The sequence below is a fragment of the Actinomadura sp. 9N215 genome (assembly GCF_044326345.1).
Lineage (GTDB): Bacteria > Actinomycetota > Actinomycetes > Streptosporangiales > Streptosporangiaceae > Spirillospora.
In genome coordinates this window covers 23,948-46,670 of record NZ_JBIRBA010000007.1, presented here as the reverse complement: position 1 = coordinate 46,670, position 22,723 = coordinate 23,948, and the positions used below count along the sequence as shown (strand labels likewise).

Genomic DNA, 22,723 nt, shown 5'->3' with positions numbered 1-22,723 from the left:
GCGCCGGTCTGGAGCGGAGGCCGGAGGCCGGAGGGCGGGCTAAGGGTGGGCTAGGCGCGCGTGGGGTGGACGGTGCCGGTGACCTCGCCGAAGGTGATGCGGGAACCGGACGCGCCCGGGGCCTGGGCCCGGATCGTGACCGTGTCGCCGTCCTCCAGGAACGTGCGTTCGGTGCCGTCGCCCAGCGGCAGGGGTTCCTGGCCGTTCCAGCTGAGCTCCAGCATGCAGCCGCGCTGGTCGCGTTCGGGGCCCGAGACGGTCCCGGACGCGAACAGGTCGCCGGTGCGCAGCGGGGCGCCGTTGACCGTGGCGTGGGCGAGCTGCTGCGGCGACGTCCAGTACATCGACGCGAAGCGGGGACGGCTGGCGACCTGGCCGTTGATCAGGACCTCCAGGTGCAGGTCCAGGCCCCACGGTTCGTCGCAGCGCAGGTAGGGGAGCGGGGACGGGTCCTGTCCCGGCGGTGCGACGCGCGCGGGCTCCAGCGCGGCGACCGGCACGACCCAGGACGAGATCGACGTCGCGAACGACTTGCCGAGGAACGGGCCGAGCGGCCGCGACTCCCAGGCCTGCAGGTCGCGGGCGCTCCAGTCGTTCAGCAGGACGAACCCGAACACGTGGTCGCGGAACGCGCCGGTCGGGACGCCGCGCCCGGCGACGGACGGCACCCCGGCGACGAACGCGACCTCCGCCTCGAAGTCCAGCCGGAGCGAGGGGCCGAACGACGGCTCAGGCTCGCCGGGCGTCCTGCGCTGCCCGGACGGACGGATGATCGGCGTCCCGGACGGGTACACGGTGCCCGCGCGCCCGTGGTAGCCGATCGGCAGCCGCTTCCAGTTGGACGGCAGCGGCTCGTCGCGCGGGTTGAAGATCCGTCCGGTGTTCCTGGCGTGGTGCTCGGAGGAGTAGAAGTCGACGTAGTCCGCGACCTCGAAGGGGCGCCGCAGCTCCACGTCCGCGACGGGGATGAGGTGCGGTTCGACCTGGTCGCGGTACGACTCGTCGGTGAGCACCTCGACGAGCCGCGCGCGGTTCGTCTCCCAGGCGGCGCGTCCCGCCACCATGAAGGCGTTCAGCGAACCCGAGGCGAAGTAGCGGCGGTCCTCGACCAGGCCCGCCTCGGACATCGCCGCCAGGTCGAGGACCCGATCGCCGATGGCCGCGCCGGCGCGGGGAAGCTCGCCCGGGCGCGAGAAGATCCCGTACGGCAGGTTCTCCACGCCGAAGCCGCCGTCCGCGTCGATCTCGACCCACGAATCGGTCGTCATGGAGCCATATCTTCCCCGGCGCGTCCCTTTCATCCGGTGGCGCGGGCCGGGTCAGGCGGCGGGCGCTCTGATCAGGGCGAGCGCGGACAGGGCGGCGCGGGCGCCGGGCGTGCTGAACGAAAGCAGCAGGCGCCGCGTGGCCCGCGCTTCGGCGCCGGTCAGCGCCAGCAGGTCGGCGGCGAGGCCCGTGGGGTCGGTGCGTTCGAGCACCTGCCGGACGTCGTCGGCGTGTCCGTGCTCCGCGTGGGCGGCTGCCGCGCGGGCGGTGGCGAGCAGGACGTTCAGGACGCTGTGGTGGTCCCGCTGCCGGACGGCGCGATGCGGACAGACCGCGCAGGTGAAGGGCAGGCCGCGTTCGGCGCACGCCGAGATGAACGCCGCCGTGTCCGCGGCCGGGCCGTCCAGGCGGTGGACGGCGCCCAGTGGGACGCCGTGGTCCCGCGCGGCGGACATGCGGTCGAGCGCGTCCCGCCATCCGGGCGAGCGCCGCACCTCGATGTGCGCGGGGACGCCGGACGGGAGCCGGGCGATCGTGACGGCGGCGGTCCGGGCCTGGTCGGCGTCCTCGGGAAGCGCGATCAGCACCGCCGAAGGCCGGACGCGCGGCTCGGCGCGGACGGCGTCCAGCGTCTCCGGCAGGTCGTCGAGCCCGGTGTCCGCGATCACGCCGAGGTCGAGGAGGTCCTCGGGGACGAGATGCTCCCGCAGCTCGGCGAACCGCGACGCCGGGCACAGGAACCGTCCGGCGGCCGGGTCGCGGGCGGTCTCACGGTGCGCCGCCAGTGCCTCGTCCATCGGGACGCGTCCAGACGGGGCCTCGTGCGGGACGTCCGGCGCGGCGTCCGGCGGGACGAGCGCGGCGTCGTCGATCAGCCGAGCGAGTAGGGCGCCCATGGCGTGGGGGTACCCCGCTGCCGGGCCCCGTCACGCCGTTCAGTCGGCGGGCGGGGTGGGGCCGCTGCGGAAGTTGCTCGACGGCGGCGGATTCACGTCCCTGGCCGGGGAGCCGTCCTCCGCGTCGCCGGCGTCGGGGTCCTCGGCGCGGTCGGCGGGCTGGGCATGGTCCTCGTCGGCGTCACCGGCGTAGGGCCCGGGCATCACCAGGTCGGGACGGGTCGTCGACGCGACCGGACGTTCCTCCGCGCCGCCGTGATCGCGGGTCCTGACCAGCTCGACGTCGGTGGGCAGCAGTGCGGGCGGGGAGGCCGGGGGGTCGAGGCTCGGGCGCGGCTCGGGGAGGGTGTCCAGCGGCGGCGGGTCCGGCTCGGACGACAGACTCTGATCAGGCGACAGGCTCCGCTCGGGCGAAGGGCTCCGCTCGGGCGTCTCGGCGGCGTCGTCCTCGACATCGAGGTCTGGGGCGGGCCCGGAGGTCTGCGGTTCTTCGGAGGTGAAGGGGATGAGCGGCTCGGGATCGTCGTCCAGGAAGGGGAGCGGCGGCTCCGGCCCGGTGTCGGCCTCCGGCCCATCGGCCTCGCCCGCCCCGAACCCCGCCAGGTCAGGGGACGTCAGGTCGGGGGACGTCAGGTGGGGCTCCGGCTGTTCAGGGTGCGATGGGGCCTCCAGGGCCAACGGCTCGGGCGCGGCCGGTTCGAGGACCTTCACGTGGCCGCGCTGCGGTTCGACGGGCGCGGCGTCGTCGGCGGCCGGACGGGCCACGCGGATCTGCTTGAACATCGTCAGCCACAGCCAGACGGCCAACACCAGCATGATGTGCGGCGCCACGGCCACGCCCGCGCGGACGGCGTCGCGGGGCAGCTCGGACATGCCCCAGACCGAGTCCTGGACGGCCACGGCCGCGCCCCCCGCGACGAGGAGGAGCAGGAGCGTCCAGCGGAGCAGCCGCGTCCACCAGCGCGCGTTCCGGGTGATCGCCAGGGACAGGATCGTCATCGCGGTGAGGGTGTCCGCGATCGCCGGGTACAGCGGCGCCCAGCGGTCGCTGACGCCGCCGAGCAGGGCGAGTTCGCGGAGCACGTCGTAGGTCAGCGCGTACGCGGCGCCCGCCAGCGCGGCGACGAGGAGGCCGGCGAGGGCCGTGAGCAGGCGCCGCTGCGCCGGGGTGAAGGAGGGCCGGGTGGGATCTGCTGGCATGTCTCTCGTTCCGGGAAGGGGCGCCTGAGGGGTCTTAGGCGAGATTAGCCAGCGCGGGCGCCGCGGGCTCGTCCATTCCGGATGATCACGTCACGCTGCGAGCGATATGAGCGGCGACGTACGGTATGCACGACGACATCCGAGAGGAGGCCGCGATTCCGGGGGATCGCCTCGGCGAGCCGGTCCGGACGTTCGACGGCCGGGCCGCCAGCCGCCGCACGTTGGCCTGGCTCGCGCTGCTGGGCCTGGCCTCGCTGGCCCTCGTGCCGGCGGCCGTCGTCTATCTGCATGACCGCGTGTGGTGGGTGGGCGTCCCCGCGCTCCTGGTCTCCATGGGCTACGCGGGCACGGTCGGCTGGATCGTCGGACGCGCCCGGCTGCGCGTCCGCGCCCGGGTCGTCGCCCTCCACACCGGCGGCCTGAAGATCACCGGGCCCGGCGGCGAGGCCGACTACGCGTGGGACGAGCTGACGTCGGTCACCGTGTCCGGGGTGCGGGACGAGCCGGACGAACGCACCCGCTGGTCGTTCACGATCGTCGCGGAGGACGGGAGCGTGCTGCGGTTCGGCGACGACATCCCGGACGTGGAGGCCCTCGGGGTGGCCGTCGCCGAGGAGGTCACCGCCCGGATCGTGCCGCGCCACCTGGCGGCGGTGAAGGCGCGGGAGACCGTCCGGTTGGTCCCGTTCAGCGTCGACCTGGACGGCGTCGAGAAGGACGGTGAGCGGGTCCCGTGGCCGGCCGTCCGGGCCGTCGAGATCGACAACGGTCTGGTGACCGTGCACGCCGCCGGAGGCTGGACGGACCTGCTGACCGTGGCCGCGCAGATGCCGGACGCGCTGGCGTTCACGGCACTGTGTCACCAGGTCAGAGACCTGACCGAACCTTCCTGAAGATTTTTTCGCGGATTTCTCGCGGGGATGTCGAGAACGCGTTCGCCGCTCCGATCGAATGGTGACGGCCGGCCCGTCCGGGGTCCGCCGCCGCTCATCGACGACACGAGGAGACACGACCGTGAAATACATGCTGCTGATCTACAACCGTCCCGGTTTCGCGGAGGAGCTGACGGAGCGGGAGCGCGACGCCATGTTCGCCGAGGTCGACGCGATTATGCGGGAGCTGGCCGAGTCCGGCGAGTGGGTCGCGGGGGAGGCGCTGGCCGATCCGTCCACGACGAAGACCGTCCTGGAGAAGGGCGGGCAGCCGGCCGTGACGGACGGCCCGTTCCTGGAGGCCAAGGAGCACTTCGCCGGCTACCTCACCGTCGACTGCGAGACGGAGGAGCGGGCCGTGGAGATCGCCAAGCGCTGGCCGGACGTCCGGTTCGGCGGGCGCCTGGAGGTCCGGGCGATCATGAACGATGCCGGGACGGAGATGTGACGGTCCCCGCCGCCGTCGAGGACCTGCTGCGCACGCTCGCGCCGCAGGTCCTCGGCACGCTCGTCCGGCGGCACGGGGCGTTCGACGCCTGCGAGGACGCCGTCCAGGAGGCGCTGCTCGCCGCCGCCGTCCAGTGGCCGCAGGACGGCGTCCCGGAGAACCCGCGCGGCTGGCTGCTGACCGTCGCGACGCGGCGGCTCACCGACCAGTGGCGCAGCGAGCGCGCCCGCCGCGACCGCGAGGCCGCCGTGTTCACGCGGGAGCGCCGCGACGAGACGGCCCAGACCCCCGCCCCGGACGACGACGCCCGCCCCGCCGACCGCGACGACACGCTGACCCTGCTGTTCCTGTGCTGCCATCCGGCGCTGTCGCCGTCGTCGCAGGTCGCGCTGACGCTGCGCGCCGTCGGCGGCCTCACGACGGTGCAGATCGCCCGCGCGTTCCTCGTGCCGGAGGCCACGATGGCGCAGCGGGTCAGCCGCGCCAAGCAGAAGATCAAGGCGAGCGGGGCCCGGTTCGCGCCCCCGCCGCCGGACGAGCGCGACGAGCGGCTGCGGGCCGTCCTGCACGTCCTGTACCTGGTCTTCAACGAGGGCTACACCGCGTCCAGCGGACCCGACCTGCAACGCGCCGACCTCACCGCGGAGGCGATCAGGCTGGCCCGCGCGCTGCACCGGCTCCTGCCCGACGACGGCGAGGTCTCCGGCCTGCTGGCCCTCATGCTCCTGACCGACGCCCGCCGCGCGGCCCGCAGCGGCGACGACGGCCTGCTGATCCCCCTCACCGAACAGGACCGGACGCTCTGGAACCGCGACGAGATCGACGAGGGCACCGCGCTGATCACCGACGCGCTCACCTGGTCGCCGCCCGGCCCGTACCAGCTCCAGGCCGCGATCGCCGCCGTCCACGCGGAGGCGGCGCGGCCCGAGGACACCGACTGGCGGCAGATCCTCGCCCTCTACCGGCTGCTGTCGCGCCTGGCGCCGAACCCGATGGTCACGCTGAACGAGGCCGTCGCGGTCGCGATGGTGGACGGACCGTCCGCCGGGCTCGACCTGCTGCGGCCCCTCGCCGCCGACGACCGCATGTCCGGACATCACCGGCTCGCCGCCGTCCGGGCGCATCTGCTCGAACTGGCGGGGGACGCGGGCGCGGCGCGGGAGGCGTACCGGCGGGCCGCCCGCACCACGACCAGCCTCCCGGAACGGCGCTACCTCGAATCCCGCGCCGCCCGGCTGACCCGATAAGGACATTCCGATGGACACAAGGCACTGTGCGGGCCCTTGGACACGAGGCGCTGTGGCGGGCCCTATGACCGATTGGCATAGCGCCTTGCGGCGCTCTGCGCTACGAGGTACACGCGATTCCAATAACCTGTGTTCGTGAGTCTGCGCTTCTACGACACCGGCACCCGCAGCGTCCGCACGTTCGAGCCCCTCGAAGAGGGCCGCGTGGGGATGTACGTGTGCGGTGCCACCCCGCAGGCGTCCCCCCATATCGGGCATCTTCGGTCGGGCGTGATCTACGACGTGCTGCTGCGGTGGCTGCGCGCGTCCGGCTACGAGGTGACGTTCGCGCGCAACGTCACCGACATCGACGACAAGATCATCGCGGTCGCGGCGGAGCGGGGCGTGCCGTGGTTCGCGGTCGCCGAGGGCAACCAGCGGGTGTTCACGCAGGGCTACGACCTGCTCGGCTGCCTGCCCCCGACGATCGAGCCGCGCGCCACCGGGCACGTCCCCGAGATGATCGCGCTGATGCGCCGGCTGATCGACAAGGGGCACGCCTACCCGGTCGGCGGCGACGTGTACTTCGACGTCAAGTCGTGGTCCGACCACTACGGCGAGCTGTCGAACCAGCAGCTGGAGAACATGCGGTCGACCGGCGACACGCCCAACGAGGACCTCAAGCGCGACCCGCGCGACTTCGCGCTCTGGAAGGGCGCCAAGCCGGGCGAGCCGACCTGGGAGACGCCGTGGGGCGAGGGGCGTCCCGGCTGGCACCTGGAATGCTCGGCGATGGCGACCAAGTACCTCGGGCCCGTGTTCGACATCCACGGCGGCGGCGTCGATCTGATCTTCCCGCACCACGAGAACGAGATCGCCCAGTCCCGGGCGGCCGGGGACGGCTTCGCCCGCTACTGGCTGCACAACGGGCTGCTCACCGTGGACGGCGAGAAGATGAGCAAGTCCGTCGGCAATGTGGTGCTGCTGCCCGATCTGCTGGGCAAGGCCCGTCCGGCCGAGGTGCGGTACTACCTGGTCTCGGCGCACTACCGGTCGCTGATGGACTACACCGACGCGTCCCTGGCCGAGGCCGTCTCCGCCTACCAGCGCATCGAGGGCTTCGCCACGCGGGCCTCGGAGATCGTCGGCGCGGTCGCGCCCTCGCCGGCCGTGCCCGCCGCCTTCGCCGCCGCGCTGGACGACGACCTGGGCGTCCCGCACGGCCTGGCCGTGCTGCACGAAACCGTCCGGGAGGGGAACAGCGCGCTCGCGTCCGGCGATCACGACGTGGTCCGGCGCCGCCTCGCGGACGTCCGGGCGATGGCGGACGTCCTCGGCGTCGACCCGCTCTCCCCGCACTGGGGACGCGGCGGTGAGGACGACCTCCGTCCCGTCGTGGACGCGCTCGTCACGGTGGCGCTGGAGCAGCGGCAGGCGGCGCGCGCGCGCAAGGACTACGCGTCCGCCGACGCGATCCGCGACAGCCTGTCCGAGGCGGGCATCCTCGTCGAGGACACCCCGCAGGGCGCCCGCTGGGAACTCAAGCGCGACTGACCCCGGCGTGCGCGGTGTGCAAGGCGCGGTGCGCATTTGTGGTGTGCACGGCGGATAAAATCAGACGTGCGCGGGGGTTCGCCGCCGTCCCGCTGAAATCCGAGCCGCCCCGGCGAGTCACGAGGGCGGGCGAACCGCAAACCGTCGCGAGGGGCGTACCGATCATGGCCAAGCGCAAGGGCAAGGGACCGACTCCCAAGGCCGAGGACCGGCACTGGCACGGCAAGCGCCAGAAGGCCCGCGCCGTCAAGAGCGCCAAGCGCACCGGCACCTCGACGCTCGGCCCCGGCGGCCGCGCGCAGGCCGCCGCCGAGACCCGCGACCGGGACCGCGCCGCCGGGCGTGCCGGCCGTCCGGCCGGGGCGCGGCGCGCGAACGGCGAGGTCCCGGAGCTGGTCACCGGACGCAACCCGGTCGTCGAGGCGCTGCGCGCCGGGGTCCCGGGGACGACGCTCTACACGATGTCCAGCACCGACGAGCGCGTCCGCGAGGCGATCCAGATCGCCGCCGACCGGCGGATCCCGCTCCTGGAGACGGGCAAGAACGAGCTCGACCGGATGACGGACGGCGCCGTCCACCAGGGCATCGCGCTGCAGGTCAAGCCGTACCGGTACGCGCACCCCGACGACCTGCTCACCGGGACGGCGCCGCTGATCGTCGCGGTGGACGGGATCACCGATCCGCGCAACCTCGGCGCGATCGTCCGGTCCGCGGCCGCGTTCGGCGCCGCCGGGGTCGTCGTGCCTGAGCGGCGGGCGGCCGGGGTCACCGCCGGGACGTGGAAGTCGTCCGCGGGCACGCTCGCCACGGTCCCCGTCGCGCAGGCCACGAACCTGACCCGGCAGCTGAAGGCGTACCAGAAGGCGGGCTGCTTCGTCGCCGGGCTGGACGCGGGCGGCGCCGTCGCCGTCGCCGACCTGGAGGTCGCGTCCGGCGCGTTCGTGCTGGTCGTGGGCTCGGAGGGCAAGGGGCTCGGACGCCTGGTCGCCGACACGTGCGACCTGCTGGTCACGATCCCGATGCCGGGCCGGGCCGAGTCGCTCAACGCGGGCGTCGCCGCCGGGATCGCCCTCTACGAGGTCAGCCGCCTCCGCGCCCGCTGATTTTCTTCAACGGGAATAGTCTTAACGTTCAGAGGCTTGACGTTGGCACAACCGCCGTCCGTCCGGCCCCCGAACGTCGAGGTGATCCCGTTGACCGCCGCCCTGGCCCTGCCGCGCCCCCGGACCAGCTACACGACCGACCTCGCCCTCGCCGCCTTCGCGCCCGCGAGCTGGGGCACCACCTACGTCGTCACCACCACGCTGCTTCCCGCCGACCGCCCCCTGCTGGCCGCCACGCTCCGCGCGCTGCCCGCCGGACTGATCCTGCTCGCCGTCACCCGGCGCCTCCCGCGCGGCGAGTGGTGGTGGAAGTCGATCGTCCTCGGCATGCTGAACTTCGGCGCCTTCTTCCCGCTGATCTTCTTCGCCGCTTACCGGCTGCCCGGCGGGGTCGCCGCCACCATCGGCTCCGTCCAGCCGCTGGTCGTGGCGCTGCTGTCCCTCGGCGTCCTGCGGGTCCGTCCCGCCCGCGCCGTGCTGTACTCGGCGCTCGCCGGCACCGGCGGCGTGGCGCTGCTGACCCTGAGCTCCGACGCCCGCCTCGACCCGCTCGGCATCGGCGCCATGCTCACCGCGACGTCCCTGATGGCCACCGCGATCGTCCTGGCCAAGAAGTGGGGACGCCCCGAATCGCCGCTCGTGATGACCGGCTGGCAGCTCACCGTCGGCGGCCTCGTCCTCGCCCCGTTCACCCTGGCCTTCGAAGGCGTCCCGCCGACCATCACCGGCGGGAACGTCCTCGGTTTCGCCTACCTCGGACTCGTCGGCACCGCGATCGCGTACGCGCTGTGGTTCCGCGGCATCGACCGGCTCCCCGCGACGTCGGTGTCCCTGCTCGGCCTCACCAACCCGATGATCGCCACCATGGCCGGACTGCTGATCCTCGGACAGACGCTCGCGCCCTGGCAGATCGTCGGATTCACCATCGCCCTCGGCGCCCTCGTCGCCGGCCAGACCTTCAACCGCACCCGCTGAGCCGGTCGGCCCGGCCTTCAATCGGTCACGCTGAGCCGGCGGCCTCTCAGGAAATCCAGCTCGGCCTGGTTCTCCGTCCGTTCGATGGCCTCGTCATAGGCCGCCACGGCCTCCGCGCCCCGCCCGAGCCTCCGCAGCAGATCGGCGCGGATCGCATGGAACAGGTAGTACTGGCCGAGGTCGAGCCCGTCCACGACCGCCAGGGCCTCCTCGACGCCCTCGACCTCCGCCACCGCGACGGCCCTGTTCAGCGCCGCCACCGGACTCGGTGCCACCGCCATCAGCTGGTCGTACAACTGGAGGATCTGGCCCCAGTCCGTGTCCTCGGCCCGCGCCGCGTCGCTGTGCACCGCGTTGATCGCCGCCTGGAGCTGGTACGGCCCCGGCCGGTTCCTCCGCAGGCACCGCCGCACCAGCGCCTGGCCCTCGTCCACGAGCGCTCGATCCCACGACCCGCGATCCTGGTCGGCCAGCAGGACGAGCTCGCCGTCCCGTATCCGGGCGCCCTTACGCGACTCGATCAGCAGCATCAACGCCAGCAGCCCCAGCACCTCGGGCTCGTCCGGCATCAGCTCCGCCAGCACCCGGCCCAGCCTGATCGCCTCCGCCGCCAGCTCGTCCCGCCCGCCGTACCCCTGGTTGAACACGAGGTAGACGACCGCGAGCACCCCCGGCAGCCGTCCCGGGAGATCCGCCTCCTCCGGCACCCGGTACGGAATCCCCGCGTCCCGGATCTTCCCCTTGGCCCGCACCAGCCGCTGCGCCATCGTCTTCTCCGGCACCAGGAACGCCCGCGCGATCTCCGCCGTCGTCAACCCGCCCAGCAGCCGCAGCGTCAACGCCACCCGCGCCTGCAGCGCCAGCGCCGGATGGCAGCACGTGAACATGAGCCGCAACCGCTCGTCCCGCACGACGCCCTCCTCGACCGGTTCCGCCACGCTTACCAGCGCGGCCTGCGCCTGCTTGCCGTCCCGCGCCGCCTCCCGCCGCAGCCGGTCGATCGCCTTGTTCCGCGCCGTCGTGATGATCCATCCGGCCGGGCTCGGCGGCGTCCCGCCCTCCGGCCACCGCTTCACCGCCTCGGCGAACGCGTCCTGCACCGCCTCCTCGGCCACGTCGACATCGCCGAAGACCCGGACCAGGACGGCCACCGCACGCCCATGCTCCTCGCGGAAGACTCGCTCGATCAGGCCTCGCCCTGAAACGGCCGCACCTCCATCGGCAGTCCCGTCACCTGCGCGTACCGCGCCGCGACCTTGAGCGCGGCGTCCAGGTCCTCCACCTCGATGATGATGATCCCGCCGATGAACTCCTTGCCCTCCGTCCACGGCCCGTCCGTCGCGATCACCTCGTCGTCCCTGAGCCGCACCACGGTGCTCGCCTCGGGGCCGTGCAACCCCCTCCCGAACACCCACGCCTCCCGGGCCTCCAGATCCCGCCGGACCCCCGCGAGCTCCGCCATCACCTTGTCCAGCGCCTCCGGCGGCGGCTTCTCGCCCACGGGCTGGATCATGTTGAGCGCATACAGCTTCATGCTTCCTCCCTGCCCCGATACGTCGCGATCACGACCCCGGTGGTCGTCACCACCGAATCCACGAGCCGCAACTCCACCTCGACGCCGTCGAACAGCCTTCGTCCCGTCCCCAGCACGAGCGGATGGACCATCAACAGCCATTCGTCAACGAGCCCTCGCCGCATCAGCTCCCCTGCGAGTTCCCCGCTCCCCAGCACCGTGAGGTCCTCGCCCTCCTTGATCTTGGCGACGTCCCCGACGTCCGGCACCAGCACCGAGTTCTCCCACGTAAGTTCCCGCCGCGTCCGCGACACCACGTACTTCCGCGCCCGGTTCAGCGCATCCGTGTACGGATTGTCGGTCTGATGGGGCCAGAACCCGAAGAACTGCTCGTACGTCCACCGTCCGAACAGCATCGCCCCATGCCGCCCCAGGCCCTTCCCCAGCACGGAGCCCATGACCTCGTCGTTCCCCGCAACGCCCCACCCACCGCGGACGAACCCACCGCGCGTGTCCTCATCAGGCGCCGCGGGGCCCTGCATGACCCCGTCCAACGTCAGATGCTCGACCAGCACCAGCTTCCCCACGACTCCTCCTCACAACGACGACCTCTCACCCCCTACACGAACGCCCCCACCCAAATCGACACCCCACCCGGAAAAACTTCCCCACCCCCCACACACCCCCGCACAAGCCCCCCACCAAGTCGACTACGATGCGGACGAGCCCGCCGGCGTAGCTCAATTGGCAGAGCATCTGTCTTGTAAACAGAAGGTTAGGGGTTCAAGTCCCCTCGCCGGCTCCACGCCAGAGACACCTGCGCGAGACCTGGCCGGACGACTTCGGTGTGAGTCGCGGGGAGTGCGGCAAGGACTTCTGTGGCTTGCGGGCGGGATTCGGGGCTGTGCGGAATGGGTGGTTGCGGGAGGGTCGGCGGAGAGTCCGTGGCGGGACTTTCGTGGTGTGGGGCGTTCACCTGGGGCGGGAGGGGATGTGGACAAGGTCTAGTTGAGGGGTTTGTGGAAGATGACCTTGTTTGGGTCTACTTGGTGGGCGATGTCGGCGATGAGAATGATCTGCACGCCTTCCCTCTCCGACGGGACGTATCCCCCATGAACCTGCGCGACGAGATCGAGACCCTGCTCCGGGCCTGGGACGCCTACGAGGTCGGCCACGGTGGATCGCCGATCGTCGATTTCGACTGTGCCCCGGGCCGTAACGTCGCCGAGCCGGCCACCGACCGGTTGAGCGTCCACCGCCGGTTCACCGAGCTGCGCTCCGAGGCGACGGGGCAGCTCGCGGCGCGGATCGACGCTGATCTGGCCTATCTCGGAGCGCTGATCGGGGAGCGGCGTCCCCTCGACGACTACGTCCGGGCGACCCAGGGGTGCGGCACGGCCGGGTGGCCCGACGAGTACCTGGTGGAGCTCGCCGAGCAGGCCCGGGACGCGTGCGCCGATCTCGGCATCGGCTGGGGTGCTCGGACCAACGCCGAGCTGCGGGAGGCCGAGGGGCTTCTCGACGTGAGCGAGGCGCCCGACGCGATCCGGCAGGCCACCGAGGAGCTGGAGCCCGTCGTCCGCGAGGCGACCGGCAGCACCGCGCCCTACCGCCTGACGATCGAGACCGCCGAGGTGGAGGCCTACTGGGCGTACTGGCTGGACGGTGCGGGACAGGACGTCCGGCTGCGCCTGAACCTTCCGAACGTCGAGTTCACCCAGACGGGCGCCCGGCAGTTCGCCCTGCACGAGGTGCTCGGGCACGGGCTGCAGAGCGCCGGCTACACCGCGCACGCGGAGGCCGAGGACGTCCCCTGGGTGCGGCTGTTCAGCATTCACTCGCCGTTCCAGGTGATGTTCGAGGGCATCGCCCAAGCATGGCCGCTGTTCCTGCTGCCCGAGGACAAAGTGCTCATCGCCCGCCTCCGGCTTTCCCATTACAGCCAGCTCATCCTCGCGGAGGTGCACCGGGCCATCAATGACGGTGCGCCCGTCGGTGAATGCGCCGACTATGTGCGGACGGCCGTTCCATGGTGGACGGACAAGAGCATCGCCCGCTACCTCGCCGACCGCGGAGCCGACCTCCAGCACCGTAGCTACATGTGGTCATATCCGGCCGGATTCGATTGGTTCGCGGCTCTATCCGAGGCCGATGCCGACGTTTCCCGCAAGGTGCTCCAGGCCGCCTACCGGGCTCCGCTCACCCCGACCGACCTTGCCAATCTATGGCCAGAAGGACCGGTCGTGGGCGGGCCGGGAAGCCCTATTCGGTTGGGGAAGCCTCCGGTTTTCTGAAGCCGAAGGATTTGCGCGGGCATTCCCGAGCCGACCTGTCAGGTCTGCGTGCTGGCGAGGGTGGTCGATGCGAATCCTGGACGTGCCAGGGGACTGCCTCGGCCGCCCGGCTTTGCCAGTGCAGGGCCTTGGTGGCGATCGTCCGCGTGTGGATGGGGGCGTTGGCGGCCTGTGCCAGGCGGCACTGGGGATTTACGGTTGTGGGCATGAGGTTGCTGACGTATCAGCGAAGTGTGGCCGGGCCCAGGGCCGGAGTGGACGCCGCTCGGTGGTGGGGGCGGATGGCCCGGAATCCGCTCGGGACGTACGGCGCGCTGGCCCGGCGGTACGGCGACGCGGTTCAGGTCCCGTTCGGCATGCGGCGGTCGTTCTTTCTGCTGTCGCGGCCTGAGCATGCGGAGCATGTTCTGGTGGCCCGGCAGGACAACTATGTGAAGGCGTTCACGTATCGTCCGCTGCGGGCCTTCCTCGGGGATGGGCTGCTGACGAGCGAGGGGGAGACGTGGCGGCGGCATCGGCGGCTCGTGCAGCCGGTGTTCGCGCAGCGGCACGTTGTCGCGTTCGCGCCGCGGATGGTGGAGATCACGCGCGGGGCCGTTCGGCGGTGGCCCGACGGGGTGCTGCTCGACGCGGCGGAGCAGCTGCGGCGGCTCACGTTGGACGTGGTAGGACGCGCCCTGTTCGGCAGCGAACTGGCCGGAGAGGCGACCAGGACGGGACGTTCGCTTGAGGCGCTTCAGCGGGCCGCCGTCCTCGGAACGTTCCTGCCGGGTGCGGCGGCGCGGCGCGGAGTTTACACGCGTGTGCCGTGGTTGAAAGACGGGATTACGCATCTCGACGGAATGGTCGAGAGGGTCGTCAAAGTGTCCGGCGGGGAACTGCTCGATCTGCTGAAAGACGGCGGCGGGCTTTCCGAGGACGAACTGCGCGACGAGGTGCTGACGCTCCTCCTGGCCGGACACGAGACGACGGCCGCCTCGCTCGCATGGACCTTCGTGCTGCTTTCCCGATATCCGGCCGCGCGGGAGCGGCTGGAAAACGAGGTCGACGAGGTGCTCGGCGGAAGGGACCCGCAGGCGGAGGACGTCGATCGGCTCCCCTGGACGCGCGCCGTCCTTTCGGAGGCCATGCGGCTCTATCCCCCGGCGTGGACCATCGAGCGCGACGCGGTCGAGGACGACGTCGTCGCGGGAGTGACGATTCCGGCCGGGTCGACGGTGGCGGTCCCGCCTTATCTGCTGCATCGGAATGTGGAGTTCTGGCCCAATCCCGAGGGGTTCCGGCCGGAGCGGTTCATGGGGGAATCGGATCGTCCCAGATATGCGTATCTGCCATTCGGGGGCGGTCGGCGCATCTGCGTCGGGGCCGGTTTCGCGATGCTGGAGGCGACGTTGCTGCTCGCGACGATCAGCCGTACGCACCGGCTCGATCTGGCGCCGGGCCTGACCGTGCCCGGACGCGCGGAGATCACCTACCGTCCGGCCGGAGCCGTCCCGATGCGGGTCTCGCACCGTTAGCCCCGGCCGGGCGGTGGGGTGGTGATGATCACTTGCGGGGGAGCAGTAGCGCGGGGATGACCGCGATCGCGCCGATGATCAGGGCGATCCAGAAGGCGTGGCCGAAGGCGGTGGCCAGGAGCGGCGCCACCTGGACGCGGGCCTCGTCCGGCAGCGGGGCCAGCGCCGCCCCGGCGAGCCCCGGCGACTGGGCGGTGATCTCGTGTTGCAGGATCACCGCCAGCGCGGTGGTGCCCACGGACGCGCCCATCCGCTGAAGCGTGTTGATCGCGCTGGTCGCGCGCGGGATCAGCGGTCCCGGCAGGGCCTGGTAGGCGGCCGCCATCGACGGCATGATCGTCGCGCCCAGGCCGAGCCCGATGACGAACAGGGCGGCGGCCAGCAGGACGGGCGAGGTGTCCGCGTGGACCTGGGTGTAGGCGGCCGTTCCGAGCAGGCCGAGGACGATCCCGGTGGGGACGACGACACCGGCGCCGAGCCGGTCGGTGAGCCGTCCGGCCAGGGGCATGGCCACCGCCGCGCCCAGCGCCTGCGGGGCGAGCAGGAGACCGGTGGCGAGGGGGCCGTGGCCCCGGACGATCTGCCAATACAGCGGCAGCAGGACGAGGACGCCGAACAGCGCGACGGCGACGACGACGTTGGTGACCGCGGCGGCCGTGAAGGCGCGGTTGCGGAAGAGCGCGATGTCGATCAGCGCCTGCCGGGTGCGGGCGTGCAGGATGTAGAGCCCGATCAGCACGGCCGCCGCGCCGAGGATGGCCCAGGTGCGGGGGTCGTCCAGGGCGCCGGGCCGTCCCGCCTCGGTGGTGCCGTAGACGAACACGGTCACGCCGGTGCAGAGCAGGAGCAGGCCTCGGACGTCCAGTCGCGTCGGACGCGACGGCGAGCGCGGCAGCAGCCGGAGCGCGGCGACGACGGCGATCACGCCGAGCGGGAGGTTGGCGAAGAAGATCCAGCGCCAGCCCGCCGTCGAGATGATCAGCCCGCCGACGACCGGGCCCGCGACGGAGCCGAGCAGCATCGGCATGCCGATGAAGCCCATCACGCGGCCCATCCGCTCGGGCCCGGCGGCCTGCGCCAGGATCGTCTGCGCCACCGGGATGATCATCCCGCCGCCGATGCCCTGCACGACGCGGAACGCGATCAGGCTGGGCATCGACCAGGCGGCGCCCGCGAGGACGGAACCCGCGAGGAACAGCAGCAGCGCGGTGATCCAGACGCGCCGCGCGCCGAACCGCTCGGTGGCCCAGCCGGTGATCGGGATGACGCCCGCCAGGCCCAGCATGTAACCGGTCAGGACCCATTGGACGGTCGTGATCGAAGAGCCGAACTCCTCGGCGAGCGTACGGGTGGCGACGTTGACGGCGGTCGCGTCGACGATCGACATGATCGCGCCCAGCACCACCACGACGCCGATGGCGACGAGTTTGCGGTCGAGTCCCTTCGCGGGCGCCGGGGGAGTAGCGGTGGCGGTCATTTCGGTTACCTCGCATTCCAACGATTCCCAGTGGAAGTCAGGCGGGCTTGATGTTGTGGTTGCGGTGGAAGACGTTCTGCGGGTCGTAAGTCCGCTTGACCTCGCGGAGGCGGCGGAAGTTCTCCGGCGTGTAGGCGGTGGCCGTCCTGGACGTGTCGTGCAGGAAGTTCAGGAACGACCCGCCGGTCGCGTAGGCGGCGAGCGGCGCGGCGTCCGCGGCGGAGCCGTCGATGGTGAGGGAGAAGGGGACGTCGCGGTGGCCGACGGGCCCGGCGTCCGCGGCGGGACGGGCCATCGCGCCGCCCCAGTGCCTGATCTCGATGCCGGCCGCGCCGCTGCCGGCGATGGCGGCGATCAGCGGGTCGGGCAGGCCGGCGAACAGGTGGAAGTGGTGGGGCGGGGTGCCGCCGAGGGAGTCGGTGCCGGCGTACGGCATCGTCCGGAAGTCCTGGTGGAGCGGCCGGCCGCCGGCCCGGCACAGTGACCGCAGGGCCCGCTCGCCGTCGGCGGCGCCGTTGGCGGCGCCGCCCGCGTAGACGCCGCGGACGATGACGACGCGGCCGTGCTCGGGGTGGTCCGTGACGGCGATGGAGACGCTCAGCTCGTCGGGGCGGGCTTCGGCCTCGTCCCGGAAGCGGGTGAGCACGTCGCCGGCCCGGTCGGCGGGGAACACGGCGGTCCCCGCGTAGACCGTGGACACCGGGTGGAGCCGGAACTCCAGGGACGTGACGACGCCGAAGTTGCCGCTGCCGCCGCGCAGCGCCCAGAACAGGTCGGCGTTGCGGTCGGCGTCGGCGGTCAGAGCGCGGCCGTCGGCGGTGACGACGCCGGCGCGCAGCAGGTGGTCGGCGGCGAAGCCGTAGCGGCGCGACAGCCAGCCGACGCCGCCGCCGAGCGTGTAGCCGGCGACGCCGACGGACGCGTGCGAGCCGGACAGCGGCGCGAGCCCGAGCGGCGCGGCGGCGGCGATGACGTCGCTCCAGCGGGCGCCGGGGCCGACGCGGGCGACGCGGCGGGACGGGTCGACCAGCACGCGCGCCATGCGGGACGTCTTCAGCAGCAGGCCCTCGTCGGGCGGGACGTGGGTGCCGTGCCCGGTGGCCTGGACGGTGAGCGGCAGCCCCCGGTCGCGGGCGGTGAGGATCGCGGCGCGGACGTCCGCCGTGCCGGTGGCCTGGACGACGAGCAGGTCGTCGGTGCGGGTCGCGGGCGAGGTACTCATGATCTAAATCCTTCCGGAGGTTTTCTCTCCACTTATTTGCACCGTAGCACCGAGCCGGAGGATCTGTCTCCACTTATTCCTAAGATCTTTTCAAGGGGCGTCCGGTGAGGCGGTGTGTGCTCTGCGGAGAACGCTATAGTCACCTATCTTGATGGTCAAGATTCGTGACTAAATCCAATTGGAGGATAAACCTCCGTATGCTTGCTACGCTGACGCCCATGGGCCAGCAGCCGAAGACCGCCGAACGTCCGCTACGGGCGGACGCGCGCGACAACCGCAACCGGATCCTCGCCGCCGCCGCCGAGGTGTTCGTCGAGCAGGGCCCTGGCGCGCCGCTGGAGGACATCTCCCGGCGCGCGGGCACCGGCATCGCGACGCTGTACCGGCGGTTCCCCGACCGCAAGGCGCTGGCCAGGGCCGTCGCGCTCGACGCCCTGCAACGCACCGCCGACGAGGCCCGCCGCGCACGCGACGAGGAGCCGACCGCGTTCGCCGCGCTGGTCCGCTACATGCACCGCGTCCTGAACATCCGGATCGGCGCGGTGTTCCCCGTCCTGCTCGACGAGATCCCGTTCGACGACGCGGAGGTCGCGTCCGTCCGGGACGGCGGCGTCTCCGTCATGCAGGGGCTCATCGCCGCCGCCCAGGAGGACGGCGACCTGCGCGGCGACGTCACGCACGGCGACATCGGGATCCTGCTCGTGCGGCTGTCCCGTCCCCTCCCCGGCCCGATGCCCCGCGACGTCGCCGACGAGCTGGCGCACCGGCACCTCGACCTGCTCATCGACGGCCTGCGCGCCTCTCCCGGACGGCCGGAGGCGCTCCGCGGCCCGGCCCTGACGTTCAGCGACCTGCGGTCCATGGACGACGACCGAGACCCGGCCGCCGAATAGCCGCCGTCCGCCCGCCGACCTGCGCCGATGTGACGGCGCAGCCTTAGTGGGCACAGGGACGGCATGAACATCTCAGGCATCATCAGCGCGATCGTCATCGGCGCGATCATCGGCGCGCTCGGACGGCTGCTCCTGCCGGGCCGCCAGCCCATCGGCGTCATCCTGACCGTGGTCGTCGGCATCGTGGCCGCGATCGCCGGGACCGCGATCGCGCAGTCGGTCGGCGTGGACACGACCGACGGGATCGACTGGATCGAGCTGGTCTTCCAGGTCGGCCTCGCCGTCCTCGGCGTCGCGCTGGTCGCGGGCTTCAAGGCCCGCCGAAAACAACAACGCCGCTCCCCCCGCTGACACCGACCACCGGCCTGCGCCCGCGCCGGCGCGTGGGGTCCGGCACTTCTGCGGGTCAGGAGGGCGGGATCTCCAGGTCGAGGTCGGCGAGGGTTTCGGGGTCGGCGAGGAGGTCGATCGCGACGATCCGGCCGTCCACGATGGTGAAGTCGAACACGACGCGGGGGCGGCCGCCGACCGTCCAGACCAGTCCGGCCATGCCGTCGATGACGGCGGGACGCGCGGCGCGGGCACGTCCGGAGAACGTCTCCGCCACCGCGGAAGCGCCGCGGACCAGGGCCGGGGCGCCGGACGCCACGCCCGCGGCGTCGGAGCGCAGCAGCACGCCGGGGTCGAGCAGCGTGAGGAGCTCCTCGAACTCGCCGGCCCGCGACGCGGCGAGGAAGGCGTCGACGACGCGGCGGATCCGGGGCAGGTCGTGGACGGTGGCGGCGGGCGCGTCCTGGACGCGGCGGCGCGCCCGGCTGGCCAGCTTGCGGGCGGCGGCCGGCGTCCGCTCCACGATCGGGGCGATCTCGTCGAACGGCACCGCGAACATGTCGTGCAGAACGAACGCGAGCCGTTCGGCGGGCGCGAGCGTGTCGAGGACGACGAGCATCGCCTGTCCGACCGAGTCGGCGAGCAGCGCCTCGTCCTCCGGGGTGGCCGCGGTGTCCCCGGTCGGGCCGGTCGGCGCTACCGGGGCGGCGGACGCGGCGGGGCCGTGTTCGTCCAGCGGGTCCTCGCGGCGGGTGGCGCGGGAGCGGAGCATGTTCAGGCACACGCGGCCGACGATCGTCGTCAGCCATCCGCCGATGTTCTCGACGCCGTCGGCACCGGACCGGCTGGCACGGAGCCACGCCTCCTGGACGGCGTCGTCCGCCTCGCCCGACGAGCCGAGCATCCGGTAGGCGACGGACCGCAGCTGGGGTCTGTGCCGCTCGAACGCGTCCGCCAGAAACTCGTCCCCGTCCATCGGTCACAGACCCCCGTCGGTGCGTGTCAAAGCAGTGACCAGCGAGAGCAACGAAGGAGCGATCATGAACAAGGGCATTCAGACGATCATCTACCCCGTCCAGGACCTGGCGAAGTCCAAGACCCTGTTCGGCCGCCTGCTGGGTGTCGAGCCCACCGCCGACACACCGTACTACGTGGGCTTCAGCGTCGGCGGCCAGGACATCGGGCTGGACCCGAACGGCCACCGCCACGGGCAGAACGGCCCCACCGCCTACCACCACGTCGACGACATCGAGGGGACGGTGCAGGCGCTCCTGGAGGCCGGAGCGGAGATGGTCCAGGACATCGAGGGCGTGGGCGATGGCAAGCGCATCGCCGTGCTGAAGGACATGGACGGCAACATCATCGGCCTCACCCAGACCCCATGAGCCCCCACCTGACCGGGCAGCGCCGCCTACGAGCCCGACCAGGCAGCGCTGCCTTCGAGCCCGACCGGGGGGCGAGGTATGCATCTCGGCAAATGGGGGTTGGGACGGGTGAAGGTTTGATCTCATAGAGCGATCGCAGAAGTGCGGAGAGTCACGTCCGGTCCAGGGGAGGCCAGATGGTGGGGGACTCGAAGGTCGCGGGACGCGAAGGGCGTGAGCGGGGGGCTCCTCCGGGGCAGTTCGCGCCGATCGCGAGCCATGAGGCTTTTCGGTTGCTCAGAAGGAGATACCGGCGGGTCGCGACGACCGTCGGGACGGTCTTTCTCGGGTGGTATTTCGCGTATGTCGGGCTGTCCGCGTTCGCCAGGGAGTTCATGGCGCGGCCGGTGGCGGGGCACGTCAACGTCGCGCTGCTGCTCGGCGTGCTGCAGTTCGTCTCGACGTTCGTCCTGGCGGGCGCGTACGCGGTCTACGCGCGGCGGCGGCTCGATCCGCTGGCCGGTGAGCTGCGGTGACGGGATCCGGACTGACGTTCGGGCTGTTCCTCGCCTTCATCCTGACCACCCTGGGGATCACGGTCTGGGCGCGGGCGAACACGCGCGGCGCCGACGACTTCTACGCCGGCGGACGGACGTTCTCCGGCCCGCAGAACGGGATCGCGCTCGCCGGCGACTACATGTCGGCGGCGTCGTTCCTCGGCATCGCCGGGATCATCGCGCTGTCCGGATACGACGGGTTCCTGTACTCGATCGGCTTCCTGGTGGCGTGGCTCCTCGCGCTGCTGCTCGCCGAGCTGATGCGCAACGCGGGCCGGTTCACGATGGGGGACGTCCTGTCGCGGCGGGTGCGGCGGCAGGCGCCGGTGCGGCGGGCGGCGGCCGTGTCCACCGTCACCGTGTCGGTGTTCTACCTGCTGGCGCAGATGGTCGGGGCCGGGGCGCTGGTGTCGCTGCTGCTCGGCGTCCATCCGGGCGAGCGGTTCCTCGGCATGTCCGCGGACGCCGCCGAGACGGTCACGATCGTCGTCGTGGGCGCGCTGATGATCTTCTATGTGGCGTACGGCGGGATGAAGGGCACCACCTGGGTGCAGATCATCAAGTCGGCACTGCTGGCCGCCGGCGCCGCCGTGCTGACCGCGCTGGTGCTCGGCAGGTTCGGGTTCGACGTCAGCGACGTGCTCGGCTCCGCGGCGGACGCCAGCGGCAAGGACGAGGCGTTCCTGCGCCCCGGCCTCCGCTACGGCCAGGACGTCCCCGGCGACGCCTACCGGACGATCGTCAACAAGCTCGACTTCCTCAGCCTCGCGCTCGCGCTGGTGCTCGGCGCGGCGGGCCTGCCGCACATCGTCACGCGGTTCTTCACCGTCCCGGACGGGCCGGCCGCCCGCAGGTCGGTGACCTGGTCGATCGGCCTCGTCGGCGTCTTCTACCTGATGACGCCGCTGCTCGGCTTCGGCGCGGCGGCCCTCGTCGGACGGGACGAGATCGTCGCGCAGGACCCGTCGGGCAACACCGCCGTCCCGCAGCTCGCGCACGCCGTCGGGGAGCACCTCGGCGGGCACGTCGGCGGCGACGTGCTGCTCGCGTTCGTCGGCGCGGTGGCGTTCGCGACGATCCTCGCCGTCGTGTCGGGGCTCGTGCTGGCGTCGTCGACGTCGCTGGCGCACGACTACTTCGGGCAGGTGCTGATGCTCGGCCGCCCGCGCGAGTCGCAGGAGGTGGCGGTCGCGCGGTTCGCGGCGTTCCTCGTCGGCGCGCTGGCGATCGTCCTCGCGGTCGTCGCGCGGAACCTGAACGTCGCGTTCCTGGTGGCGCTGGCGTTCGCGATGGCGGCCGCGGCGAACCTCCCGGCCATCGTGCTGTCGCTGTTCTGGCGGCGGTTCAACTCCGCCGGGGTCGTCGCCGGAATCTACGGCGGGCTGATCAGCTCGCTGGTGCTCGTGTTCTTCTCGCCCGTCGTGTCGGGGAAGACCGACCCGGCGACGGGGGAGAGCCTGTCGCTGTTCCCGGCGGGCGTCGACTTCCACCTCTTCCCGCTGGAGAACCCGGGCATCGTCTCCATTCCGATCGGGTTCGCGTGCGCGGTCGCCGGGACTCTTTTCGGACGGGAGAAGGCCGACCGGGAACGCTACGACGATCTTTCCGTGCGGGCGCTCACGGGGGCGGGCGCGGCCTGACGTCGTGTTGTTACGGAGAGCGAGATCCACGCTGTCCGGGAGCGTGCCCTAATGTGCCGAGTGCCCCGGCCGGGACGGGTTTCGCGTGGCACAATGTCAACCCGTCGTGGAGCGTGGCAATCTGCCGGGGAGGGAGGTGCGGCGGCGTGTCCGAAGCCGGTCGACGCCGTCCGGCACGTGCCCGTCCGGCCGTGCCACCGCACCGGCGCCGGGCCGCGTCACCGCACCGGTTCACCGCCCGGACGACCGCGGCTCTCTCCGCACTGGCGCTCAGCACTGCGATGTCCGCGCCCCTGACGGCGCCCCCCGACCGCCC

22 protein-coding genes and 1 tRNA gene are annotated in these 22,723 nt (G+C 72.1%); 14 read left to right on the top strand and 9 right to left on the bottom strand.

Annotated features, from left to right (window positions below):
* Nucleotides 1-50: 50 nt before the first annotated feature.
* The 3 genes from fahA to ACH34T_RS13855 are packed head-to-tail and all read right to left on the bottom strand — an operon-like array spanning nucleotide 51 to nucleotide 3,362.
* The gene (gene fahA, locus ACH34T_RS13865; protein ID WP_395992486.1) at nucleotides 51-1,268 is read right to left on the bottom strand and encodes a fumarylacetoacetase; all 1,218 of its coding nucleotides are present in this window, start codon (nucleotides 1,266-1,268) and stop codon (nucleotides 51-53) included.
* A 51-nt stretch (nucleotides 1,269-1,319) separates the two neighbouring features.
* Nucleotides 1,320-2,162, bottom strand: coding sequence for a hypothetical protein (locus tag ACH34T_RS13860; protein WP_395992485.1), 843 nt, complete (start codon nucleotides 2,160-2,162; stop codon nucleotides 1,320-1,322).
* A gap of 39 nt (nucleotides 2,163-2,201) precedes the next feature.
* Nucleotides 2,202-3,362 carry a DUF2637 domain-containing protein gene (locus ACH34T_RS13855; protein ID WP_395992484.1) on the bottom strand — a complete coding sequence of 387 codons (1,161 nt, stop codon included), beginning with the start codon at nucleotides 3,360-3,362 and terminating at the stop codon, nucleotides 2,202-2,204.
* Nucleotides 3,363-3,487: 125 nt separating this feature from the next.
* Here ACH34T_RS13855 and ACH34T_RS13850 point away from each other — a divergent pair, with 125 nt between their 5' ends.
* The 6 genes from ACH34T_RS13850 to ACH34T_RS13825 all read left to right on the top strand — a co-directional run bounded on the left by ACH34T_RS13850 (nucleotide 3,488) and on the right by ACH34T_RS13825 (nucleotide 9,600).
* A complete protein-coding gene (locus tag ACH34T_RS13850; protein WP_395992483.1) occupies nucleotides 3,488-4,255 on the top strand; it encodes a DUF6585 family protein in 768 nt (255 codons plus the stop codon).
* Between the two features lie 130 nt (nucleotides 4,256-4,385).
* On the top strand, nucleotides 4,386-4,742 hold the full coding sequence (locus ACH34T_RS13845) for a YciI family protein (protein WP_395992747.1): 357 nt from the start codon (nucleotides 4,386-4,388) through the stop codon (nucleotides 4,740-4,742).
* The gene (locus ACH34T_RS13840; protein ID WP_395992482.1) at nucleotides 4,739-5,989 is read left to right on the top strand and encodes an RNA polymerase sigma factor; all 1,251 of its coding nucleotides are present in this window, start codon (nucleotides 4,739-4,741) and stop codon (nucleotides 5,987-5,989) included. The genes ACH34T_RS13845 and ACH34T_RS13840 overlap by 4 nt, the downstream gene beginning before the upstream one ends.
* Before the next feature lie 135 nt (nucleotides 5,990-6,124).
* Complete coding sequence (cysS, locus tag ACH34T_RS13835) at nucleotides 6,125-7,522, top strand: cysteine--tRNA ligase (protein ID WP_395992481.1); 1,398 nt, start codon at nucleotides 6,125-6,127, stop codon at nucleotides 7,520-7,522.
* A 164-nt stretch (nucleotides 7,523-7,686) separates the two neighbouring features.
* Entirely contained in the window at nucleotides 7,687-8,625 is a 939-nt protein-coding gene (gene rlmB, locus ACH34T_RS13830) for a 23S rRNA (guanosine(2251)-2'-O)-methyltransferase RlmB (protein WP_395992480.1), read from the top strand.
* 36 nt (nucleotides 8,626-8,661) lie between these two features.
* Entirely contained in the window at nucleotides 8,662-9,600 is a 939-nt protein-coding gene (locus ACH34T_RS13825) for an EamA family transporter (protein ID WP_395992479.1), read from the top strand.
* Nucleotides 9,601-9,617: 17 nt separating this feature from the next.
* Here ACH34T_RS13825 and ACH34T_RS13820 read toward each other — a convergent pair whose 3' ends face one another.
* From ACH34T_RS13820 to ACH34T_RS13810, 3 genes are read right to left on the bottom strand one after another with little or no spacing between them, the layout of a single operon-like run.
* Nucleotides 9,618-10,751, bottom strand: coding sequence for an RNA polymerase sigma factor (locus ACH34T_RS13820; RefSeq protein WP_395992478.1), 1,134 nt, complete (start codon nucleotides 10,749-10,751; stop codon nucleotides 9,618-9,620).
* Nucleotides 10,752-10,786: 35 nt separating this feature from the next.
* Nucleotides 10,787-11,134 carry a YciI family protein gene (locus ACH34T_RS13815; protein WP_395992477.1) on the bottom strand — a complete coding sequence of 116 codons (348 nt, stop codon included), beginning with the start codon at nucleotides 11,132-11,134 and terminating at the stop codon, nucleotides 10,787-10,789.
* Entirely contained in the window at nucleotides 11,131-11,700 is a 570-nt protein-coding gene (locus ACH34T_RS13810; protein ID WP_395992476.1) for a dihydrofolate reductase family protein, read from the bottom strand. Before ACH34T_RS13810 ends, ACH34T_RS13815 begins: the two co-directional genes overlap by 4 nt.
* A gap of 142 nt (nucleotides 11,701-11,842) precedes the next feature.
* Between ACH34T_RS13810 and ACH34T_RS13805 the strand changes: the two genes are divergently transcribed.
* The 3 genes from ACH34T_RS13805 to ACH34T_RS13795 all read left to right on the top strand — a co-directional run bounded on the left by ACH34T_RS13805 (nucleotide 11,843) and on the right by ACH34T_RS13795 (nucleotide 14,924).
* Nucleotides 11,843-11,918, top strand: a tRNA-Thr gene (locus tag ACH34T_RS13805).
* A 307-nt stretch (nucleotides 11,919-12,225) separates the two neighbouring features.
* A complete protein-coding gene (locus tag ACH34T_RS13800) occupies nucleotides 12,226-13,407 on the top strand; it encodes a hypothetical protein (RefSeq protein WP_395992475.1) in 1,182 nt (393 codons plus the stop codon).
* Between the two features lie 206 nt (nucleotides 13,408-13,613).
* Nucleotides 13,614-14,924: a cytochrome P450 gene (locus ACH34T_RS13795; RefSeq protein ID WP_395992474.1), complete on the top strand. Its 1,311-nt coding sequence runs from the start codon at nucleotides 13,614-13,616 to the stop codon at nucleotides 14,922-14,924.
* Nucleotides 14,925-14,952: 28 nt separating this feature from the next.
* Here the strand turns inward: ACH34T_RS13795 and ACH34T_RS13790 are convergent, their stop codons facing one another.
* Together ACH34T_RS13790 and ACH34T_RS13785 are read right to left on the bottom strand one after the other, a co-directional pair.
* Nucleotides 14,953-16,401 (bottom strand): DHA2 family efflux MFS transporter permease subunit, encoded by a 1,449-nt coding sequence (locus ACH34T_RS13790; protein WP_395992473.1) that lies wholly within the window; start codon nucleotides 16,399-16,401, stop codon nucleotides 14,953-14,955.
* A gap of 37 nt (nucleotides 16,402-16,438) precedes the next feature.
* Complete coding sequence (locus tag ACH34T_RS13785) at nucleotides 16,439-17,623, bottom strand: FAD-binding oxidoreductase (protein ID WP_395992472.1); 1,185 nt, start codon at nucleotides 17,621-17,623, stop codon at nucleotides 16,439-16,441.
* Nucleotides 17,624-17,841: 218 nt separating this feature from the next.
* Between ACH34T_RS13785 and ACH34T_RS13780 the strand changes: the two genes are divergently transcribed.
* Complete coding sequence (locus ACH34T_RS13780) at nucleotides 17,842-18,516, top strand: TetR/AcrR family transcriptional regulator (protein WP_395992471.1); 675 nt, start codon at nucleotides 17,842-17,844, stop codon at nucleotides 18,514-18,516.
* A 63-nt stretch (nucleotides 18,517-18,579) separates the two neighbouring features.
* Nucleotides 18,580-18,867: a GlsB/YeaQ/YmgE family stress response membrane protein gene (locus ACH34T_RS13775; protein WP_395992470.1), complete on the top strand. Its 288-nt coding sequence runs from the start codon at nucleotides 18,580-18,582 to the stop codon at nucleotides 18,865-18,867.
* Between the two features lie 55 nt (nucleotides 18,868-18,922).
* Here ACH34T_RS13775 and ACH34T_RS13770 read toward each other — a convergent pair whose 3' ends face one another.
* A complete protein-coding gene (locus ACH34T_RS13770) occupies nucleotides 18,923-19,822 on the bottom strand; it encodes a sigma-70 family RNA polymerase sigma factor (RefSeq protein WP_395992469.1) in 900 nt (299 codons plus the stop codon).
* 64 nt (nucleotides 19,823-19,886) lie between these two features.
* Between ACH34T_RS13770 and ACH34T_RS13765 the strand changes: the two genes are divergently transcribed.
* The 3 genes from ACH34T_RS13765 to ACH34T_RS13755 all read left to right on the top strand — a co-directional run bounded on the left by ACH34T_RS13765 (nucleotide 19,887) and on the right by ACH34T_RS13755 (nucleotide 22,407).
* Nucleotides 19,887-20,231 (top strand): VOC family protein, encoded by a 345-nt coding sequence (locus ACH34T_RS13765; protein WP_395992468.1) that lies wholly within the window; start codon nucleotides 19,887-19,889, stop codon nucleotides 20,229-20,231.
* Nucleotides 20,232-20,503: 272 nt separating this feature from the next.
* Entirely contained in the window at nucleotides 20,504-20,746 is a 243-nt protein-coding gene (locus ACH34T_RS13760; RefSeq protein ID WP_395992467.1) for a DUF485 domain-containing protein, read from the top strand.
* Nucleotides 20,743-22,407 carry a cation acetate symporter gene (locus tag ACH34T_RS13755; RefSeq protein WP_395992466.1) on the top strand — a complete coding sequence of 555 codons (1,665 nt, stop codon included), beginning with the start codon at nucleotides 20,743-20,745 and terminating at the stop codon, nucleotides 22,405-22,407. The genes ACH34T_RS13760 and ACH34T_RS13755 overlap by 4 nt, the downstream gene beginning before the upstream one ends.
* Nucleotides 22,408-22,723 lie beyond the last annotated feature (316 nt).

Excerpts from the sequence above, each read along its gene's own strand:
- ACH34T_RS13775 (WP_395992470.1), top strand. The coding sequence starts at position 18,580 with ATGAACATCTCAGGCATCATCAGCGCGATCGTCATCGGCGCGATCATC.
- ACH34T_RS13780 (WP_395992471.1), top strand. The coding sequence starts at position 17,842 with ATGGGCCAGCAGCCGAAGACCGCCGAACGTCCGCTACGGGCGGACGCG.
- fahA (WP_395992486.1), bottom strand. The coding sequence starts at position 1,268 with ATGACGACCGATTCGTGGGTCGAGATCGACGCGGACGGCGGCTTCGGC.
- ACH34T_RS13785 (WP_395992472.1), bottom strand. The coding sequence starts at position 17,623 with ATGAGTACCTCGCCCGCGACCCGCACCGACGACCTGCTCGTCGTCCAG.
- ACH34T_RS13860 (WP_395992485.1), bottom strand. The coding sequence starts at position 2,162 with ATGGGCGCCCTACTCGCTCGGCTGATCGACGACGCCGCGCTCGTCCCG.
- ACH34T_RS13845 (WP_395992747.1), top strand. The coding sequence starts at position 4,386 with ATGCTGCTGATCTACAACCGTCCCGGTTTCGCGGAGGAGCTGACGGAG.
- ACH34T_RS13815 (WP_395992477.1), bottom strand. The coding sequence starts at position 11,134 with ATGAAGCTGTATGCGCTCAACATGATCCAGCCCGTGGGCGAGAAGCCG.
- ACH34T_RS13795 (WP_395992474.1), top strand. The coding sequence starts at position 13,614 with ATGAGGTTGCTGACGTATCAGCGAAGTGTGGCCGGGCCCAGGGCCGGA.
- ACH34T_RS13850 (WP_395992483.1), top strand. The coding sequence starts at position 3,488 with ATGCACGACGACATCCGAGAGGAGGCCGCGATTCCGGGGGATCGCCTC.
- ACH34T_RS13855 (WP_395992484.1), bottom strand. The coding sequence starts at position 3,362 with ATGCCAGCAGATCCCACCCGGCCCTCCTTCACCCCGGCGCAGCGGCGC.
- ACH34T_RS13770 (WP_395992469.1), bottom strand. The coding sequence starts at position 19,822 with ATGGACGGGGACGAGTTTCTGGCGGACGCGTTCGAGCGGCACAGACCC.
- ACH34T_RS13790 (WP_395992473.1), bottom strand. The coding sequence starts at position 16,401 with ATGACCGCCACCGCTACTCCCCCGGCGCCCGCGAAGGGACTCGACCGC.
- ACH34T_RS13765 (WP_395992468.1), top strand. The coding sequence starts at position 19,887 with ATGAACAAGGGCATTCAGACGATCATCTACCCCGTCCAGGACCTGGCG.
- ACH34T_RS13800 (WP_395992475.1), top strand. The coding sequence starts at position 12,226 with ATGAACCTGCGCGACGAGATCGAGACCCTGCTCCGGGCCTGGGACGCC.
- rlmB (WP_395992480.1), top strand. The coding sequence starts at position 7,687 with ATGGCCAAGCGCAAGGGCAAGGGACCGACTCCCAAGGCCGAGGACCGG.